The 19077-nt window shown below is 66.4% G+C and carries 12 protein-coding genes; 9 read left to right on the forward strand and 3 right to left on the reverse strand.

Annotated elements, in window-relative coordinates:
- The first annotated feature begins 297 nt into the window (after window positions 1-297).
- The 4 genes from AACH32_RS03420 (at window position 298) to AACH32_RS03435 (ending at window position 4915) form a co-directional block, all read left to right on the forward strand.
- The gene (locus tag AACH32_RS03420) at window positions 298-1815 is read left to right on the forward strand and encodes an AMP-binding protein (protein WP_338605374.1); all 1518 of its coding nucleotides are present in this window, start codon (window positions 298-300) and stop codon (window positions 1813-1815) included.
- A gap of 51 nt (window positions 1816-1866) precedes the next feature.
- On the forward strand, window positions 1867-3393 hold the full coding sequence (locus AACH32_RS03425; RefSeq protein ID WP_338605375.1) for a tripartite tricarboxylate transporter permease: 1527 nt from the start codon (window positions 1867-1869) through the stop codon (window positions 3391-3393).
- Window positions 3390-3830, forward strand: a complete 441-nt coding sequence (locus AACH32_RS03430) for a tripartite tricarboxylate transporter TctB family protein (RefSeq protein ID WP_338605376.1) — start codon at window positions 3390-3392, stop codon at window positions 3828-3830. The genes AACH32_RS03425 and AACH32_RS03430 overlap by 4 nt, the downstream gene beginning before the upstream one ends.
- A 98-nt stretch (window positions 3831-3928) precedes the next feature.
- Entirely contained in the window at window positions 3929-4915 is a 987-nt protein-coding gene (locus AACH32_RS03435; protein WP_338605377.1) for a tripartite tricarboxylate transporter substrate binding protein, read from the forward strand.
- A 214-nt stretch (window positions 4916-5129) separates the two neighbouring features.
- Here AACH32_RS03435 and fdhF read toward each other — a convergent pair whose 3' ends face one another.
- Genes fdhF through AACH32_RS03450 form a run of 3 tightly spaced genes read right to left on the reverse strand, consistent with a single transcriptional unit; the run spans window position 5130 to window position 10095 of the window.
- Entirely contained in the window at window positions 5130-7169 is a 2040-nt protein-coding gene (fdhF, locus tag AACH32_RS03440; RefSeq protein WP_338605378.1) for a formate dehydrogenase subunit alpha, read from the reverse strand.
- Between the two features lie 33 nt (window positions 7170-7202).
- On the reverse strand, window positions 7203-7991 hold the full coding sequence (locus tag AACH32_RS03445; RefSeq protein WP_338605379.1) for a 4Fe-4S binding protein: 789 nt from the start codon (window positions 7989-7991) through the stop codon (window positions 7203-7205).
- 58 nt (window positions 7992-8049) lie between these two features.
- Window positions 8050-10095, reverse strand: a complete 2046-nt coding sequence (locus AACH32_RS03450; RefSeq protein WP_338605380.1) for an FAD-dependent oxidoreductase — start codon at window positions 10093-10095, stop codon at window positions 8050-8052.
- Window positions 10096-10446: 351 nt separating this feature from the next.
- Here AACH32_RS03450 and AACH32_RS03455 point away from each other — a divergent pair, with 351 nt between their 5' ends.
- From AACH32_RS03455 to AACH32_RS03475, 5 genes are all read left to right on the forward strand, one after another.
- A complete protein-coding gene (locus AACH32_RS03455; protein ID WP_338605381.1) occupies window positions 10447-11913 on the forward strand; it encodes a TolC family protein in 1467 nt (488 codons plus the stop codon).
- Window positions 11903-12979: an efflux RND transporter periplasmic adaptor subunit gene (locus AACH32_RS03460; RefSeq protein ID WP_338605382.1), complete on the forward strand. Its 1077-nt coding sequence runs from the start codon at window positions 11903-11905 to the stop codon at window positions 12977-12979. Before AACH32_RS03455 ends, AACH32_RS03460 begins: the two co-directional genes overlap by 11 nt.
- Window positions 12969-16229 carry an efflux RND transporter permease subunit gene (locus AACH32_RS03465; protein WP_338605383.1) on the forward strand — a complete coding sequence of 1087 codons (3261 nt, stop codon included), beginning with the start codon at window positions 12969-12971 and terminating at the stop codon, window positions 16227-16229. Before AACH32_RS03460 ends, AACH32_RS03465 begins: the two co-directional genes overlap by 11 nt.
- 105 nt (window positions 16230-16334) lie before the next feature.
- The gene (locus AACH32_RS03470; RefSeq protein ID WP_338605384.1) at window positions 16335-18380 is read left to right on the forward strand and encodes a PAS domain S-box protein; all 2046 of its coding nucleotides are present in this window, start codon (window positions 16335-16337) and stop codon (window positions 18378-18380) included.
- Entirely contained in the window at window positions 18377-19048 is a 672-nt protein-coding gene (locus AACH32_RS03475) for a response regulator transcription factor (RefSeq protein ID WP_338605385.1), read from the forward strand. Before AACH32_RS03470 ends, AACH32_RS03475 begins: the two co-directional genes overlap by 4 nt.
- The last annotated feature ends 29 nt before the right edge of the window (window positions 19049-19077 follow it).

A 19077-nucleotide genomic window follows, 5' to 3' on the forward strand; every position in this document is an offset into this window, starting at 1 on the left:
GGGGGAGGGCCGCGACCCCACCAAGCGAGGCCGCGGACGAAGTAAAGGAAAAATGGCCAAACGAGCGGACAACCGTCACGTCCTGCCGGAAGGCGGTGGTTGATGATGGATAGACGTGGGCAAAACGCGGCGCGCGTAGGCCCGGGTTTCCCCCCGGGATGCGGTGGGCCCGTGGGCCCAAGCGGCTATTGCTGTTGTGTGGCCGCTCGTGAAGCGAAACAGGCAAGCCTGGCGAGGAGTTAAGCTCCCGCCGGGTTTTTTGTTTCGCGGCTGTCGCCGAGGAGGGCGAGGTAAGCAATGCGCACCATTAGATATTTTGTGGATAAACATGCCGCCGAGCAGCCGGATAAGACCTTTTTAGTCGCTCCGGAGCCCGGCCTGGAACTCAGCTACGCCGATCTCAAGGAAAGCTGCCTCAAGCTTGCCGACTTTTATTTTGCCAAGGGCCTTGCCAAGGGAGACAAGGTCTCGTTCATGATGGGCAACAGCCTGCAAAGCGCCCGGATTATCGTGGGCACCATGTACGCCGGGCTGGTGGTGGCCCCCCTGAACCTGCAGGCCCAGCCCGACCAGCTCAGCTATGTGTTGGAGCACTCCGACTGCAAGCTGGTTTTCGTCACCGAGTTCCAGCGCGAGCGCCTGGAGGCGGCGCTGGTCAACGTAAAGCGTCCCATCGAGGTCATGGTCATCGAGCGCAACGCCGCGGAGATTCTGCCGCCCTCATGCTCCGCGCCTGAAAGCCTGCCTCCGGTCTCGGAAGATGACCCGGCGCTTTTGCTCTACACCTCGGGCACCACCGGGGTGCCCAAGGGGGTGATCCTCACCCACAAGAACATGTGCGCCGGCGGCGAGTACGTCGTCGAGGCCCATGACTTGGTCAAGGACGACGTGGCCCTGTGCTCCCTGGTGCTCTATCACATCAACGCCCTGGTGGTGTCGCTGATGTCCACCGTGGTGCTGGGCTCCACGGTGGTGGTGCCCAACAAGTTCAGCGTGGGCGAGTTCTGGCCCCTGATCAGCGACTATCGCTGTACCTGGTTCAGCGTGGTGCCCACCATCATCTCCTACCTGGTCAGCGGCAGCGAGATAGAGGGCCAGGGCTACCGCCTGGAGCAGCTTCGCTTCGGGCGCAGCGCTTCTAGCGCCCTGCCGCCTTCGTTGCATCACCAGTTCGAGGAAAAGTTCAAGGTGGGCATCGTGGAGACCATGGGCCTCACCGAGACCGCAGCCCCGGTGTTCTCTAACCCCATGGACCCGGGCAAGCGCAAGTACGGTTCGCCGGGGTGCGCCGTGGGCAACACCGCCAAGATCATCGACGAGCACGGCAAGGAACTCCCCCGGGGCACCATCGGCGAGATCATGATCAAGGGCGACAACGTGATGAAGGAGTACTACAAGAACCCCGAAGTCACCGCCAAGACCCTGGAGCCCGATGGCTGGCTGCACACCGGCGACCTGGGCTACATGGACGAAGACGGCTTCGTTTTCGTAACCGGCCGGCTCAAGGAGCTGATCATCAAGGGCGGGGAGAACATCGCCCCCCGGGAGATCGACGAGGCCGCCTACAAGCACCCCTCGGTGCTGGACGCCGCGGCGGTGGGCATCCCCGACAAACATTACGGCGAAGAGATTTTGTTGTGCGTAACCCTCAAGCCCGACTGCACCTGCACATTGGAGGATTTGGGGGCCCACTGCCTGGAGCACCTGGGCAAGTACAAGAGCCCCAAGGAAATACGAATACTTGAGGAGATGCCCAAGGGACCCTCGGGCAAGATCCAGCGCCTGAAGTTGCCCGAAATGCTGGGCTACAAGTGAACCAGGCCCCGAGATGCGCCAAAGCGAATATTTAGCCTGGAGAGGTAAGGTTTGGTCGACTTTCTGACATTCTTTCCGCAGGCCCTGACCCCCATCAACTTGTTGGTGTTGGTGCTGGGAGTCATCGGCGGCCTGTTCCTGGGGGCCACGCCGGGGCTCAGTCCCACCATGGCGGTGGCCCTGTTGGTGCCTTTCACCTTTCACATGGAGCCGGCCACCGGGCTGGTTCTGTTGGGAGCGGTTTACACCGCCACCGTGGCCGGCGGAGCCATCTCGGCCATCCTGATCAACATCCCCGGCGCCCCGGCCAACATCGCCACCCTTCTGGACGGCCATCCCATGGCCAAGCAGGGCCAGGCCCAGAAGGCCCTTTACTACTGTTTTATCTCTTCGCTGGTGGGCGGCCTTTTCGGCATGATCATCATGATCTTTTTCACGCCGCCCCTGGCCGAGATTTCCATGGAGTTCGGCCCCTCGGAGTTGTTCTGGATCGCGGTGTTCGGCATCACGGTCATGGCCGGGCTCACCTCGGGCTCGGTGCTCAAGGGCCTCATCGGCGGCATGTTCGGCCTGTTGGTGTCCATCATCGGCTACAGCCCCATGCTGGGCACTCCCCGTTTCGTGTTTTGCGACGTGCTCACCGGAGGCGTGGCCATCGTGCCCGCCCTTATCGGCCTTTTCGCCATCCCCCAGGTTTTCTCCCTGATAGAAAGCTCTCACAAGGTGGCGCACGAGGTGGATTTCAAGCCTCAGAAGGGCATCCTGTGGAGCACCCTGGTGGAGAACCTGGGCAAGGTCAAGGCCCTGTCCATCGGCTCGGTGGTGGGCGCTCTCATCGGGGTTATCCCCGGAGCCGGCGGCCAGGTGGCCGGGCTCATCGCCTATGACCAGGTGCGCAAGTTCAGCAAGGATCCCCACTCCTTCGGCACCGGCAACCCCGAGGGGGTGGCCGCGGCCGAGTCGGCCAACAACGCCATGGTGGGCCCCTCGCTCATCCCCCTGCTCACCTTGAGCGTGCCCGGCTCGCCCACCGCGGCGGTGCTGTTGGGCGGCCTCTTGATCCACGGCCTGTTCCCGGGTCCGGACCTGTTCCGCGACCACGCCGACGTCACCTACACCTTCATCGCCTCCCTGGTGCTGGCCCAGGTGGCCATGTGCGTCTTCGGATTGCTGATGTCGCGCTTTTCCCACAGCGTGATGAAGGTGCCCGACCTGGAGATGGCCGCGGCGGTCACCGTGCTGGCGGTGTTCGGCACCTACAGCGTGCAAAACAGCATGGACGACGTGGTGGTGATGTTCTCCCTGGGCACCCTGATGTACATCGGACGCAAGGTGGGCTTCTCGGCCGCCCCGGTGGTGCTGGGCATCATCCTGGGGGCCATCGCCGAGGACAACTTCCTCAAGGGCAAGCTCATCGCCGACACCGACGTGGGGGTGGTGACCTACTTCTTCACCGGAACCCTGAACCTGGTCATCATCGTCCTTTGCGCCGTGTCGGTGGGCTACAGCGTGTTCAGCGAGGTGCGTCAGTACAAGAAGGCCAAGGCCGCGCTCAGGGCCAAGGAGGCGGCATCATGAACCGCGACGCCGTAGTGGGTCTGGTCTGTCTGGTCGCCTCGGTGGCCCTGTATGCCTGCCTGGGGCACATCGAAGAGCCTCGGGCCATGGCCTTTCCCCAGACCGTCATCATAGCCATGGGGGTGCTCTCAGCCCTTTTGTTCCTGCAACACCTGCTTTTTCCCAAGCCGGGGGCCAAGACGGCGCCCTTGCCCTGGGCCAGGGTGGGCGGTCTTTTCGTAATCATCGTGGTCTACCTGTTTTTGCTAGAGCCGGTGGGCTTTTATCTGGCCTCGTTCCTGTTTTTCATGGCCGTGGTGTGCATCATGGGATGCAAGCGGCTGGGTATCAAGCAGTTGTTGATGTGGGCGGTGGGCGCAGTCGCCTTCACCGTCATTCTTTTCGTTCTCTTCAAAGTCCTATTGGAGGTGCAAACGCCGCAGGGCCTGTTGATCTGACAGGCCGTTCGGGAAGTAGGAGGGAGACAGTAGTGGACCGCCGCATGGGCAGCGTACGGGCCCGGCGGTCTCAACCAAATTCTCCGGGAGGAATAGGTATGAAGTTTAAGAAGCTGTTAACTTGTTTGGCGGTGGCGGCCCTGACCGGGGCTCTGCTGCTGGCCTTGGGCTTGCCGGCCATGGCCGAAGGCTATCCGGACAAACCCATCAGCATGATCGTCACCTACTCGCCGGGCGGAGCCACGGACTTCCAGGCCCGTCTGGTAACCATGCTGGCCAACGACGACAAGTATCTGGGCCAGCCCATTGTCATCATCAACAAGCCCGGCGCCGGCGGCCAGGTGGGCTGGAACTGGTTCGTGGAGAAGGGGAGCAAGGACGGCTACACCATAGCCACCTACAACGTGCCCCACTTCATCGCCCAGAGCATCATGTACCCCACCAAGTACAACATCAACACCTTTGAGGCGGTGGCCAACTGGGGCGCCGACCCCGCGGTGCTCATCGTGCCCAAGGACAGCCCCTTCAACAGCGCCAAGGACCTGGTGGCCTTTGCCAAGGCCAATCCCGGCAAGGTCACCGTGTCGGGCGCGGGCATGTACGTGGGCCATCACATCGCCACCATGCAGCTCATGAAGGCCGCGGGCATCAAGCTGACCTACATCCCTGAAAAGGGCGGGGTGCCGGCCATGCAGTCGGTGATTTCCGGCAAGGTCAAGGCGGGCTTCAACAACCTGTCGGACGCCTACCGCAACCAGGACCGCATCAAGATTTTGGCCGTGGCCGACCTGGAGCGTCACGACTTCCTGCCCAAGGTTCCCACCTTGAAGGAAGAGGGCTATGACGTGGACAACTCCAGCGTGAACTACCGCGGGGTGATCCTGCCCAAGGGCGCCTCCCCGGAGGTGATCGCCAAGCTGGCCGATGTCTTCCCCAAGATGTTCAACGACAAGAAGGTCCAGGCCAAGATGAAGGCCTCCGGCAGCCCCATGAAGGTGATGACCCGCGACCAGGTCATCAAGATGTTCAAGGAGCGCCAGGCTTATCTGGAAGGCCTGTTGGCCGAGCTCAAGAAGAAGAAGTAGCCTCCCTAGGCAAAACAGAAAACCCCGGCCGGAGATTCGTCTCCGGCCGGGGTTTTCGCTTGTTCGGTTGGCCTCAGGGGGTGGCGCCCGGCACCCCGCACACGCTGGCCACTCACACCGGCAGGGGCAGCACCCCGCTGACCCAGCCGATTATCACCAGGGCCGCCACCAGAAGCCACCAATAGCGTTCCAGCAGGCGTTTCATGGCCGGCGCCTAGGCCGCCTTGTCCAGCTTGACCGCGCAGACCTTGAACTCCGGGATCTTGCACAGCGGGTCCAGGGCCGGGTTGGTGAGCACGTTGGCGCAGGCCTCCATGAAGTGGAAGGGCACGAACACCATGCCCGGCCGCACCCGCTCGGTGATCATGGCCTTGGCCTCGATGCTGCCGCGCCGGGTGGTCAGCTTGAGCATCTCGCCCTCGCCCACCCCCAGCTGCTCGGCCTCCGCCGGGTTTATCTCCACGAAGCCCTCGGGCATCAGGGCGTGCAGCGAGGGGGAGTTGCGGGTCATGGTGCCGGTGTGATAGTGCACGTGGGCCCGCCCGGTGGTGAGCCACAGGGGGTATTCCTCGTCCACCACCTCGGCCGGGGCCCGCCACTCGATGGCGTGGAACAGGCCCTTGCCCCGGGCGAACTTGCCCCCGGAGTGCAGGAACTTGGTGCCGGGGTGATCGGTGGTGGGGCAGGGCCACAACAGCCCCTCGCCCTCCAGGCGCTCGTAGTTGATGCCTCCGTACTGGGGAGTCACCTGGGCGATCTCGTCCATGATCTCGGCCGGGGAGGCGTAGTTCATGGGATAGCCGAAGCGGTTGCTGATCTCCTGGGTGATCTCCCAGTCGGCCTTGGACTCGCCCACCGGCTCCACCGCCTTGTGCAAACGCTGCACCCGGCGCTCGGTGTTGCTGAAGGTGCCGTCCTTTTCGGCGTAGGAGGCGCCGGGCAGGAAAACGTCGGCCAACTGCAACGTCTGGTGGTCGAAGATGTCCTGGACCACCAACAGCTCGGCCTTTTTGAGGGCCTGCTCCACGTGGTGCTGGTCCGGGTCGCTCATCATGGGGTTCTCGCCCACCACGAACAGCGCCTTCACCGAGCCGTCGTTCAGGCCGGTGAGCATTTCCGGGATCTTGAGGCCCGGCTTCAGGCTCAGCTCGGCTCCCCAGGCCTGGGAGAACTTGGCCTGGTTGTCGGGCACGTCCACCTTCTGATAGCCGGGGTAGACGTCGGGCAGGCCGCCCATGTCGCAGGCGCCCTGCACGTTGTTCTGGCCGCGCAGGGGGTTCACGCCGGTGGACTCGCGGCCGATCTGGCCGGTGAGCATGGCCAGGTTGGCCAGGCTCTTCACGTTGTCCACCCCCGAGGTGTGCTGGGTTATGCCCATGCAATAGACGATGGAGCCCGCCGTGGCCTTGGCGTACTTCTCGGCGATGAAATAGAGGTCCTCCTTGGACACCCCGGTGAGCTCGGTGGTGCGCTCGGGGGTGTAGGTCTCCACCAGCGCCTTGAAGGCCTCGTAGCCCTCGGTGTGCTCGTCGATGAACTGCTGGTTCTGCCAGCCCTCTTTAATAATGATGTGGGCGATGCCGTTGATCAGGGCGGCGTCGGAGCCCAGGGCCTGGCTCACGTACAGGTCGGCGGTGAGCGCCAGTTGAATCTTGCGGGGGTCGGCCACGATGATGGTGGCCCCGTTCTTTTTGGCCCGGTACAGCCGGTCGGCCACCAGGGGGTGGGCGGCGGTGGTGTTGGAGCCAATCACGAAGATGGTGTCGGCCGTGGCCAACTCCTCGATGGAGTTGGTCATGGCGCCGGAACCGAAGGCGGCGGCCAGACCGGCCACCGTGGAGCTGTGTCAGAGACGGGCGCAGTGATCGACGCTGTTGGTGCCGACCCCCGCGCGGGCGAACTTTTGCAGGACGTAGTTGTCCTCGTTGGTGATCTTGGCCGAGGCCAAGAAGGCGATGGAGTCCGGTCCGTGCTCGGCCTTGATCTCTTTTAGCTTGTCGGCCACGAAGTCCAGGGCCTCGTCCCAGGAGACCTCCACCATCTCGCCGTTCTTGCGCAGCATGGGCTTGGTGAGCCGCCGGGGGCTCTGCACGAACTCGTGCACCTTCCAGCCCTTGACGCACAGCTTGCCGTTGTTCACCGGGCTGGTGGCCGAGGGCTTGGTGCCCACCAGCTTGCCGTCTATGGTCTCCAAATAAAAACTGCACCCGCAGCCGCAGTAGGGGCAAACGGTCAAGGTGCTTTTGTAATCCATGGTCCCGTCTCTCTCTGGCTAGAGGGGCTTCTACTAAAGTTGGGCCGGCGCCTGGGGCTGGGGCCGGGGGCTGGCCCCCACCAGGGGAATCCCCTGGCCCACCAACTGGGCCACCAGGCGGTAGAGCTTCTTAAGGGGTATACCCGCCGGGCAGGCCGCCTCGCACAGGCCGCAATACACGCAACGGTCCACCATGTGCACCGCGCGGGTGAACAGGAAGTTGGGCGTGGGCGGCAGCTGGCGTTGGGGCAGCATGGCCTCCTCTTCCAGGGTGCACTCATGACACACGCACACCGGGCAGGAGTTCTTGCAGCCCAGGCACTTGAGGCAGCGGTCGGCCTCGCCGAACCATTGCTGCAGCTCGGCCATCAGGTCGGCCATGTCGGCCTCGGGCGGCGGGAAGCCCTCGCCCTTTTCCCCGGCCACCAAGGCGTCGGGCCAGGGCTTGGCGCATTCGCAGGCCTTGGCCAGCTCTTCGGGGCAGGAGAAGCCCACCGGCACCACCCGCCCGGCCCTCAGCGGGCTGGAGCGGTCTTCCTTGGCGAGCTGCGTGAGGGCCCGCTCGTCGCAACCCCGGACCATGACCCCGAACTTCTCCTGGGGAAAGCGCTGGGCCAGGCTGTAGAGCAGCTTGACCAGGGGGTAGCGGGCGTCGCCCAGGCCCTGGCCGTCGCCCAGGGAGAGCGAGTCCAGCTCCTCGGGGTCGGTGAACAGGTGGGGGGCGATGTGCACGCCCTCCTGCTTCAGGGCCAAGAAGCCGTCTATCTCGCCGCTGGTCAAAAGCTCCTTGGCGCGAGCGATGATCTTTTGCTTAGTGTCCATGTCCGCTCTCGGTCTGGCGGCCGCGCGGGGGGCCGGCCATGGCAACACCAAAACGGTGCTAGTTGTACTTGGTCCGGTAGTAACAAATCAGCCCGCAGTTGAGACAACGCCGGGCCTCCTTGCGGGCCGCTTCCTCGCTGAGCCCCAGCTCGGCCTCGGAGCTGCCCTCCAAAAGGGCGGCCTCGTCGGCCAGGGGCATGGGCTGGCGCTCGGGCGCGTCCAGCAGGTTGAACACCTGCTCCACGGTGAGCACCTTGTCGCCCTGGGCCAGCATGCCCCGGGGCGCGGCCACTTCCTCGCCGCTCAGAAGCTGGTGCACGGAGGCCGCCGCCCGGCGTCCGGCGCCGATGGCCTCCACCGCCGCCCTAAAGTCGCTTATCGCCTCCTCGGCCTGGAACAAGCCGCCGCTTCCGCCGCTGGGCGGGGCATAGGGCATCTCGGTGCGCCAGGCGCCGCCGGTGAGCTTGCCCTCGTCGTCGCGCGGCGAGATGGGCACGAAGATGGCGCCGGGCACCCGCCCGCTGGCCGCCACCACCGTGTCCGCGGCCAGGGTCTCCTGGCGGGCGGCCTGACCGTTGGCGGGCTGGCCATAGGTCAGGCCGGTCAGGCGGTCGTCTTTGCCCTCCAGGCTCAGCACCGTGGCCTTGAAGCGCATCTTGATGCCTTCTTCCTGGGCCTTTTCCAATTCCTTGGGGTCCACGCCGGTGGCTTCGCGGCCGGTGGGCCACAGGATGGTCACCTCCTTGGCCCCGCGCTCGGCGCAGCCGCGAGCCGCGGCCAGGGTCTGCTTGCCGCCGCCCACCAGCACCACCTTGTCGCCCAGCGCCACCTCGCGGCCCTGGGCCCAGGAGATCATCAGGGGCAGCAAAAGCTCCAGGCCCGGCATGGCGGGCTTCGCCTGGGAGGGGTCGCCCAGCATGAGTGCCGCGTCCCAGCCGCCGGTGGCCAACACGGCCATGTCAAAGCCCTCGGCGTACAGGGTGCCCAGGTCGAAGTCCCGGCCCAGGGTCTGGCCGGTCTTGGCCTGAACCCCCATGGCCAGGATGCCCTCGATCTCCCAATCCAGCACCTCCCGGGGCAGGCGCTCGGGCGGGATGGCGGTGCGCAGCAGGCCGCCCAACTGCTCTCTGGCCTCGTAGATCACCGGGCTGTGGCCCAGGCGGGCCAGGAAGTAGGCGGTGGTCAGCCCCTCCACGCCGCCGCCGATGACCGCCACCTTCTTGCCGGTGGCCGGGGCCTTGTAGGGCATGACCCGCTTGCCGCTCTGGCGCTCGTGGTCGGCCACGAAGCGCTTGAGGGGGTTGATGGCCACCGCCTCGTCGGCCAGGTTGCGCCGGCATTCGGCCTCGCAGGGATGGGGGCAGATGCGTCCGCAGATGAGGGGCAGGGGGTTGCGCTCCTTGATGACCGACAGGGCGCCCGCGTAGTCGCCCATGGCGGTGTGCTTGATCTGCTGGGGAATGTCGATGCCCGCCGGGCAGCGGCGCTGGCAGGGGGCCGAGCAGTCCTCCACGGTGATCTCGTCCATGATGCGGTCGCTCACCGAGGTCAGGTGCATGATGCCCATGGGGCAGGTGCGCTCGCAGGTGCCGCAGCCGGTGCAGCGATACTGGTCCACCACCGGCAGGCCGTCGGGGTCGATGCTCAGGGCGTCGAAGGGGCAGGCCTTGGCGCAGGAGCCCAGGCCGATGCAGCCCACCGGGCACTCCTTGGGGCCGCCGGCCAAAAGGATGGCCGCACGGCAGTCGGTGGCTCCGCTGTAGTGGTATTTGAGGTCGGCCCGCTGCACGGGGTAGCGGCAGCCTACCTGGGCGATCTGGGGCTCGGTTTCCGAGACGGCGACTCCCAGGATGGCGGCCACGGCCACCGCCACGGTGGGCCCGCCGCCCACGCAGCCGTTGGGGGCCATGTTGCCCTTGGCGATCTCGCCGGCGGCGGTGGCGCAGCCGGCATAGCCGCAGCCTCCGCAGTTGGCGCCGGGCAGGGCTTCCTCGATGGCGGCCACCAGGGGGTCAACCTCCACGAAAAACACTTTGGCCGCTACGCCCAAACCCATGGCCGCCAGGCATCCCAATCCACCCAGTGCCAAGGCTTCTATGATCATCTGGCCGGTCTCCCTCGTTGCTGGTGTGATCCTTCCGGCCCCGGACGGCCGCGCGCGGGCCCTGGGGAGGAGGAAGGCATTGTGAGAACTCGCACAAAAACCAGGGGGATAGGCTGCTTGGACTATCGGCTAGTGGCGGCCCCTGGCTCCAACCATTGGCAATAGTTATGGTAAATGGTTGATTGACAAAGAAGCTTACTCCAAAGGAGAATTTCACACAAGAAAATAAGCCTCCCAAAACCCCGGTTTCGCCCCCGGCCGGTGGGTCGTGGTTGAAAGCCGCAGCCGATTTGCTCACAATAGAGTACGATAAACTTTATGCGTAATATTACTATACTTATTAGGTAGTCAATGCCTGCCCTCAACCACCGCGCAATCGGCCCCGCCGCCGTCTTGGCCCTGGCCCTGGCTCTGGGCGCGGGCTGCGCCAAAACCCAGGCCCCCAGCTATCAGGCGATCAAGGCCGATTACGCCGCCGCGCCCGCCAAGGGGGAGCGGGCGGCCTCCGCCGCCCTGCCCGAGGCCAAGGTGCCGGCCAGCCTCAGCCTGCGCCAGGCGGTGGGCCTGGCCCTGGCCCACAGCCCGGACCAGGAGATGGCCCTGGCCCGCATTCGCCAGTCCGAGGCCCTGGTGGACCAGGCCCTGGCCGCCTTTTGGCCGGCCATCAGGGCCCAGGGCGCCTACCAGCGGGGCGACGCGCCCAGCGCCTATCTGTTTGCCACCATCGACCAGCGCGATTTGGGCAATAACGTAAACTTCAATCAGCCCGGCACCTTCCAGAACTTCGAAGCCGCGTTGCAGGGGCAATGGAACCTCTACCGGGGCGGCCGCGACCTACTGAAGCAGCGCATGGCCGCCACGGGGGTCGAAATCAGCCGCCTGGACCGCCAGAGCGTGGAAAACGCCTTGGTGGCCTCGGTGATCCAGGCCTTTTACAACGGCCTGGCCGCCCGTGATTTCGCCAACATAGCCGCCCAGTCCCAGAAGACGGTGGAGTCCCAGCTAAGCTCCATGCGCCTGCGCTACGAGGCGGGCGGGGTGCTCAAGGCCGACGTGCTCTCCCTGCAGGTGCGCCTGGCCCAGGCCCAGGAAGAGCTGGTGCGGGCCGAAAACCAACATCGCCTGGCCCTGGCCGCCCTGGCCAACCTCATGGGGGCCGACCCGGATTCGGTGTTCAGCCTGACCGAGGGCGACGCGCCCCAGGCCAAGACCCCGGCCGCCTACCGCGAGGGCCTGTCGCTGGCCCTGGAGCTTCGGCCCGAGCTGAAAAAGGCCCGCCGCCAGGTGGAGCGGGCGGCCATGGCCGTAAGCCAGGCCCGCTCGGGCTACCTGCCCACCCTGGACGCCCAGGGCAAGGTGTACCTGGACGCCTACACCCCCGGCCAGTTCGATGGCGACAACACCAACTGGGTGGCGGGGTTGGTGCTCAACTGGGACCTGTTCACCGGGATGAGCACCGACGCCCAGGTGCGGGCGGCCACGGCCAACCTGGAGCGCATGCTGGCCGCGGACCGCAAGACCACCCGCCAGGTGCAGCTGGAGGTCAAGAGCGCCTATCTCAACCTCACCGCGTCCCAGGCCCGCTGCCGGGTCAGCCAGGCCAGCCTGGCCAGCGCCGACCAGTCGCTGATCTTGGTGCAGCGCCAGTTCGACGGCGGCGCGGCCACGGTGACCCGCTATCTGGAGGCCGAGTTGGATCTCACCCGGGCGCGGCAAAGGGCCGCCGCCGCCCGCTATGACCAGGCCAAGGCCGGGGCGGACATCGCCCGCTCCCTGGGTTTGTGGGCCCGCCGGGAGGATACGCGCCGTGCCCCGTAACAAACTTAAGCTTATTACCGTGTTGGCCGGCTGCCTGGCCCTGGTGGTGTTGATTCTCTACACCGGCGGTTTTCTTGACCTGGGCAAGATAGCCCCCGGCCGGGTGGAGGCCCAGACCACCGCCGCGCCCCAGGGCGAGGTGGTCAAGGCCCGGCGGGTGGAGTTGCCCATCAACTACCCGGCCGTGGGCACCCTGCGCCCCATCAGCGAGATCAAGGTGGAGTCCCGCGTGCCGGGGCGCATCCTTTCCCTAAAGGCGGAACCCGGCCAGATGGTCAAGCAAAACCAGGAGTTGGTGGTGCTGGACAGCCGAGAGTACCAGGCCAAGCTGGAGCAGGCCCGCCAGGCGCTTATCGAGACCCAGGCGGCGGTGCAGCTGGCCCGCTCGGAACACCAGCGGATCAAGCGTCTGCTGGCGGGCCAGGCGGCCACCCAGCGCCAGATGGAGCAGGCCACCGAGGCCCTGGACGGGGCCCTGGCCCGCCAGGCCCAGGCCCAGCGCGGGGTGGAGCAGGCCAAGGTGGCCTTGGACTACACCCGGGTCACCGCCCCGGTGCCCGGGAGGGTGCTCAAGCGCCTGGCCGAGCCGGGCGACCTGGCCCTGCCGGGGCGGCCCCTCTTGATCATGGAGGCGGGCCGGGGGCTGCGCCTGGAGGCCCTGGTGCCCGAGCGCCTGGTGAGCCGGGTGAGCCCCGGCCAGGAGTTGACGGTGGAACTGCCCGCCCAGGACCGGCGGCTCGTTGCCAAGGTGGAGCAGATCGTGCCCTCGGCCGATCCGGCCACTCGCACCTTTGTGGTCAAGGCCAACCTGCCCGAGGCCCCCGAGCTGTTCGCGGGCATGTACGGCCGTTTGCTCATCCCGGTGGGCCGGCGTCCGGCGGTGCTCATCCCGGCGGCCGCCGTCCAGATGGTGGGCCAGTTGGAGATGGTCACCGTGAAGCATGACGGGGCCTGGCAACGGGCCATGATCACCACCGGACGCCGCCAGGGCGCCGACGTCGAGGCGCTGTCGGGCCTGCGGGGCGGCGAGGAACTGCACATCCCGGCAGGGGGCCATGCCCGTTAATCCTTCTCAACCCGAGGAGCCGCGCCTGGGCCTGATGGCCCGCCTAGTGCGCCCATTCGTCACCGGCCAGCTTTCGGTGCTGTTGATGATCCTGGCCGTGGCCCTGGGCGCGACCGCGGTGATGCTCACCCCCCGCGAGGAAGAGCCCCAGATCGTGGTGCCCCTGGCCGACGTCATGGTGTCCGCGCCGGGGGCCGACGCCGCCGAGGTGGAGCGCCTGGTCACCACTCCCCTGGAGCGCCTGCTGTGGCAGATCGACGGGGTGGAGCACGTGTACTCCATGGCCCGCCAGGGCCAGGCGGTGGTCACGGTGCGCTTTTTCGTGGGCGAGGACCGGGAGCGCTCCCTGGTCAAGCTCTACAACAAGATCGCCATGAACACCGACCAGGTGCCCACCCTGGTCACCGGCTGGGTGGTCAAGCCGGTGGAGATCGACGACGTTCCCATCATCACCCTGACCCTGCACTCGGCCCGCTACTCCGACTACGAGCTGCGGCGCATGGCCGAGGAGATGCTCTTCTATCTCTCCCAAGTGCCGGACATCTCCCGCAGCGACATCGTGGGCGGGCGGCCCCGCCAGCTCCGGGTGGAGCTGAGTCCCCAGGCCCTGGCCGCCCACGGGCTCACCGCCCTGGCGGTGCAAAGGGCCCTGAGCGGGGCCGACTCCGCCGCCCTGGCCGGCAGCTTCGACCAGGCCGGGCAGAACTACCAGCTCACCAGCGACTCCTTCCTCACCAACGCCCGCCAGGTGGGCGAGTTGGTGGTGGGGGTGCACCAGGGCCGCCCGGTGTATTTGCGCGACGTGGCGCATATCATCGACGGCCCGGCCGAGCCGGGCACCTACAGCCGCATCGGCTTCGGCCGCCTGTGGCTCAAGGACCAGGGCCTGCCCATGGGCCGGCCGCCAGAGAACGCGGTGACCATCGCCCTGGCCAAGAAGCGCGGCACCAACGCGGTGAGCGTGGCCCAGGACATCCTGGACCAGGCCGAGACCCTCAAGCGCAAGATCCTGCCCGCCGGGGTGGGGCTCACCGTGACCCGCAACTACGGCCATACCGCCCAGACCAAGAGCGACGAGCTGATGAACTCGCTGTTTTTTGCGGTGCTCACCGTGGTGGCCCTTTTGGCCTTCACCCTGGGCTGGCGCGAGGCGCTCATCGTGGCCATCGCCGTGCCCCTGTCCTTTGCCATGGCCCTGTTCGTCAACTACCTGTTCGGCTACACCATCAACCGGGTGACCATGTTCGCCCTGATCCTCTCCCTGGGCCTGGTGGTGGACGACCCCATCACCAACGTGGACAACATCCAGCGCCACATCCGCATGGGCCGGCGCAAGCCCCTGGACGCCACCCTGGTGGCGGTGAACGAGGTGATGCCCCCGGTGATCATGTCCACCCTGGCCATCATCGTCAGCTTCGCCCCCATGTTTTTCATCACCGGCATGATGGGCCCCTACATGGCCCCCATGGCCGCCAACGTTCCCCTCACCGTGACCTTCAGCACCCTGTGGGCCCTCACCGTGGTGCCCTGGCTCAGCTACCGCCTGCTCAAGGGCCTGGCCCCGTCCGGGTCCCAACGGGAGGCGGAGCCCGTCCCCGCCCGGGAGCTGACCTCCCCCCTGCTGCGGCGCGTTTACGCCGCGGGGGTGCGGCCCTTTTTGGAGCACCGCTGGCTGCGCTGGGCCCTGGGTCTGGGCATCGTGGCGGCCCTGCTGGCCAGCGTGATGCTGGTGGCCCTGCGCCAGGTGCCGGTGAAGATGCTGCCCTTTGACAACAAGAACGAGTTCCAGCTGGTCTTGGACCTGCCCGAGGGAACCACCCTGGAGTCCACCGACCGGGCGGTGCGTGCCTTCGAGGACTACCTGGCCGGGGTGCCCGAGGTGGTGGATTTCACCTCCACCGTGGGCACGGCCTCGCCCATGGACTTCAACGGCATGGTGCGCCACTACTACCTGCGCCGGGGCGGCAACGTGGCCGACATCCGGGTCAACCTGGTGCCCAAGGAGCGCAGGGAGCAGCAGAGCCACGAGATCATGCTGCGCCTGCGGGCCGACCTCACGGACATCGCCCGGCGCCACGGGGTGAACCTCAAGCTGGTGGAGCTGCCGCCGGGCCCGCCGGTTTTGGCCACGGTGGTGGCCGAGGTCTACGGCCGCCCCGGCACCCCCTACGCCGATCTGGTAAAGGGAGCGGCGCTGGTGCGCAAGGTCATGGGGGCCGAGGACCTGGTGGTGGACATCGACGATTCCACCGAAGCGGTGCGCCCCCGTTGGGATTTCGTGGTGGACAAGGAAAAGGCGGGCCTGCACGGGGTTAGCACCGAGCGCATCATCCAGACCCTGCGCCTGGCCTTGGGCGGGGTGCAGCCGGCCACGGTGCATCTGGCCCATGAGCGCCAGCCCCTGCCGGTACGCCTGATCCTGCCCCGCCTGGCCCGCTCCAGCCTGGAGGAGCTGAGCCAGCTTCCCCTGGCCACGGCCCAGGGCGGCAGCGTGCCCCTGGGCGAGCTGGGCCGCTTCCAGCAGATGGACAGCGAGCAGCCGGTGATGCACAAGGACCTCAGGCCGGTGGTGATGGTCTATTCCGAGCTGGCCGGGCGCTCGCCGGCCACGGCCATCCTGGATTTGCAGGACAAGCTGGCCCGGGAAAAGCTGCCGCCCGGGGTGCAGGTGTCCTGGGACGGCGAGGGAGAGTGGCACATCACCCTCAGGGTGTTCCGCGACCTGGGCCTGGCCTTCGGCGCGGCCCTGGTGGGCATCTTCATCCTGCTGGTGGTGCAGACCGGCAGCTTTTTGGTGCCGCCCCTGCTCATGGTGGCCATACCGCTCACTTTGTTGGGCATCATGCCCGGTTTCTGGCTGTTGAACCTCATAGGGGGCTCCCCCGTGGCCGGCCTGCCCAACCCCATATTCTTCACCGCCACCAGCATGATCGGCATGATCGCCCTGGGGGGCATCGTGATCCGCAACTCGGTGGTGCTCATAGAGTTCGTGCACAACGAGCTGGACGAGGGGCTGTCCTTCCAGGAGGCCATCCTGGCCAGCGGGGCGGTGCGCTTCAGGCCCATCATCCTCACTGCGGCCACCACCGCCCTGGGGGCCTGGCCCATCACCCTGGACCCCATCTTCTCCGGCCTGGCCTGGGCCCTTATCTTCGGCCTGGCCGCCTCCACCGCCTTCAGCCTGCTGGTGGTGCCGGTGGCCTATTACGCCCTGTACCGTAAAAAACTGGGCTCCTCCCCGGCGGCCTAGGCAGGTCCGGCCGCGTTTATTGGGCTTGGGCCCCGGCGCCTGCTCGTATTATATTGGGGCGGCGCGGGGCCATGGGGACCAGGCCCGGCGCGAGGAGAAAACGGTTTGCCGGGCAGAGAGCACAAAACGAGGCCGCCGCGCCGCAGCCAGTGGGTGGGTTACGGAGCCCTGTTTCTGACCATCCTCTTGGGCGCGATCTATTCCCTGGCCGTGTTCAGCACCATCCGGGACCAGGCCACGGAAGAAAACAAGGACGCCACCCTGGTCCAGGCCGAGACCGCAACCCGCTTCATCGCCGAACAACAAGACGGCCTGCTCAATCTCCTGGGGGTCATCGCCTCCCGGGACCGACTGCGCCAAGCGGTGTCCGCGGGAGACCAGGTGGAGCTGGACTCCTTCCTGCAGCCGGTTTTGGCCCTGGACACCCAGATCAGCTCGGTTTTTCTGGCGGACACCCAAGGCCGCTATCTCACCCGGGTGCCCAAGCTGGGCGGCGACCGGGAGCTGCCGCCGGTGGGGTTGTTGCCCCCCACCCCCTGGGTGTCGGGCATGGAGCCCAGCCGTTGCGGAACCCTGGAGCCCTGCCTGATAATCTCGGTGCCGGTCCGGGGGCTGGACGGCGAGATAGCCGCCTATTTGGGGGTGACCCAGCCTCCCGTTTTTTGGAAAAACTTTTTCCGGCAGATGGCGGCGCGGCCCGGGCGCACCTATTTCCTTTTTGATCAAGACGGCAGGGCGGTGGCCGCCGGGCTGGCCAAGGCCGAGCTGCCCGCCGGGGCCCTGGAGGACATGGCTTCGCTGGTGCGCCGGCATCTGGGGCCCAAAGAGCGCCACTGGGTGGGCGTGGTGCGTCTGCCCGGCAACGGCGAACAGGTTTTCGCCGCCGGGGCCTCGGTGCCGGCCTCGGGCTGGAGCGTGGTGGTCATCCACGACTACCAGACGGCCATGGCCCCCAACCGGGCCATGTTCCGCAGCATCTTTTTGTTTTTGGCGCTCTTGCTGTGCTGCCTGGTCTTTTTGGGGGGCCTGTTGTTCACCCGCTACCGGGCCCAGGAGCGCCGCCTGGTGAGCATCCGGGGCGAGGCCCGCCACCTGGAGGCCCTGGTGGCCGAGCGCACCGCCGACCTGGAGCTGTCCACCCAGCGCTACCTCAGCCTGGTGCAGGATCTGCCCGACGTGGTGTTCGAGCTGGACCAGGACGGGCGCTTCACCTTTGTGAGCCGGGCGGTGGAAAGGGTGTTGGGCTTACGTCCCGAGGAGATGCTGGGCCAGGTGCACCGGGAGTTCGTCCTGCCCCAAGACCGCCCCAAGTACGACCAGCAAAGGGCCCTTACCGAGCACGACGGCCTCATGAACATCCTGGCCCTCAGGCACCAGACCGCCGACGGCCGGGTGCGTTGGCTCTCCATCCACTCCCGGGGCCTGAACGACGCCCGGGGCCGCAGCCTGGGCCGCCGGGGGGTGGCCCGCGACGTTACCCAGCAGGTGTTGGCCGAGCAAAGGGTGCGCGAGCTTTCCGGCCAGCTCATCAACGCCCAGGAAGAGGAGCGCAAGCGCCTGGCCCTGGATCTGCACGACGAGATGGGCCAGTTGCTCTCGGCGCTCAAGATCGGCCTGCAGACCCTGGCTCGCAACCACGAAGAAGCCCGGCCCGACCTGGACCGGCTCATCCGCCTAACCCAGGAGGTGATGGACCGCAGCCGTTCCCTGGCCTATCGTCTGCGCCCGGCCATCCTGGACAACTTCGGCCTCACCGCCGCCCTGACCGACCTGTGCGAGAGCCTCTCCGAAGACGGCGCCTTGGAGGTGATAACCCACTTGGAAAAGATCGACGACCGGGCCCTGGGCCCGGCCATGAAGACCACCCTGTTCCGCTTCGTGCAGGAGGCCCTCACCAACGTGATCAAGCACTCCCAGAGCGCCAAGGCCGAGGTCAGCCTCAACTCCCGCGACGGGTTGATCCGGGCCGAGGTGCGCGATTTCGGCCGGGGGTTTGACGTGGAAAAGATATTGGAGCAGGGTGGCGGGAGCCGTTTGGGTCTGTTGGGCATGCATGAACGCTTGAACCTGGTGGGCGGTCGGCTTACCATAAAGACCTCCACTCAGGGCACCGTATTGGTGGCCGAAGTGCACCCCGGAGGTCAGGCATGAGTCCAAAGCATAGGGTCGTAATTTGCGACGATCACAGCATCGTGCGCGAAGGCATAAAACAGGTGCTGGCCAGCAACCCCGGCCTGGAAGTGGTGGGCGAGGCGGCGGGCGGCCTGGAAGGCCTGGCCCTGATCGCCAAGGTCAAGCCCGACGTGGTGGTAACCGACATCACCATGCCCGAGATGAACGGCATCGACTTGACCAAGGAGTTGGCCAAGGAGTTCCCCGAAATCCGGGTGGTGATACTCAGCGTGCACTCGCGCAAGACCTTCATCCTGGAGGCCCTCAAGGCCGGGGCTCGGGGTTACGTGCTCAAGGATTCGGCCGGAGAGAAGCTGTTGGACGCGGTGGAGGCGGTGTTGGCCGGGGAAAGCTACCTGGACTCGCCCGTGGCCGGGCACATCGTGGACGAGTTCGTCAAGATGCCCTCGCCGGTGGAGCCCGCCGGCGGCGGCGAGACCCTCACCGACCGCGAACGCCAGATCCTTTCCCTGGTGGTGGAGGGATTCTCCAACAAGCAGATCGCCGAGAAACTCTTTCTCAGCCCCAAGACGGTGGACAACCACCGCGCCAAAATCATGTCCAAATTAGGCCGCCGCGACGTCATCGGCCTGGTCAAATATGCCCTGGCTACTGGGTTGGTGGATCCCGACACCTGGGGACGGTAGGGCGGCTTCGCCAGACGGCGGGATGCTGC

Origin of the sequence: Desulfoferula mesophila, from assembly GCF_037076455.1 — a bacterium.
GTDB classification, from domain to species: domain Bacteria; phylum Desulfobacterota; class Desulfarculia; order Desulfarculales; family Desulfarculaceae; genus Desulfoferula; species Desulfoferula mesophila.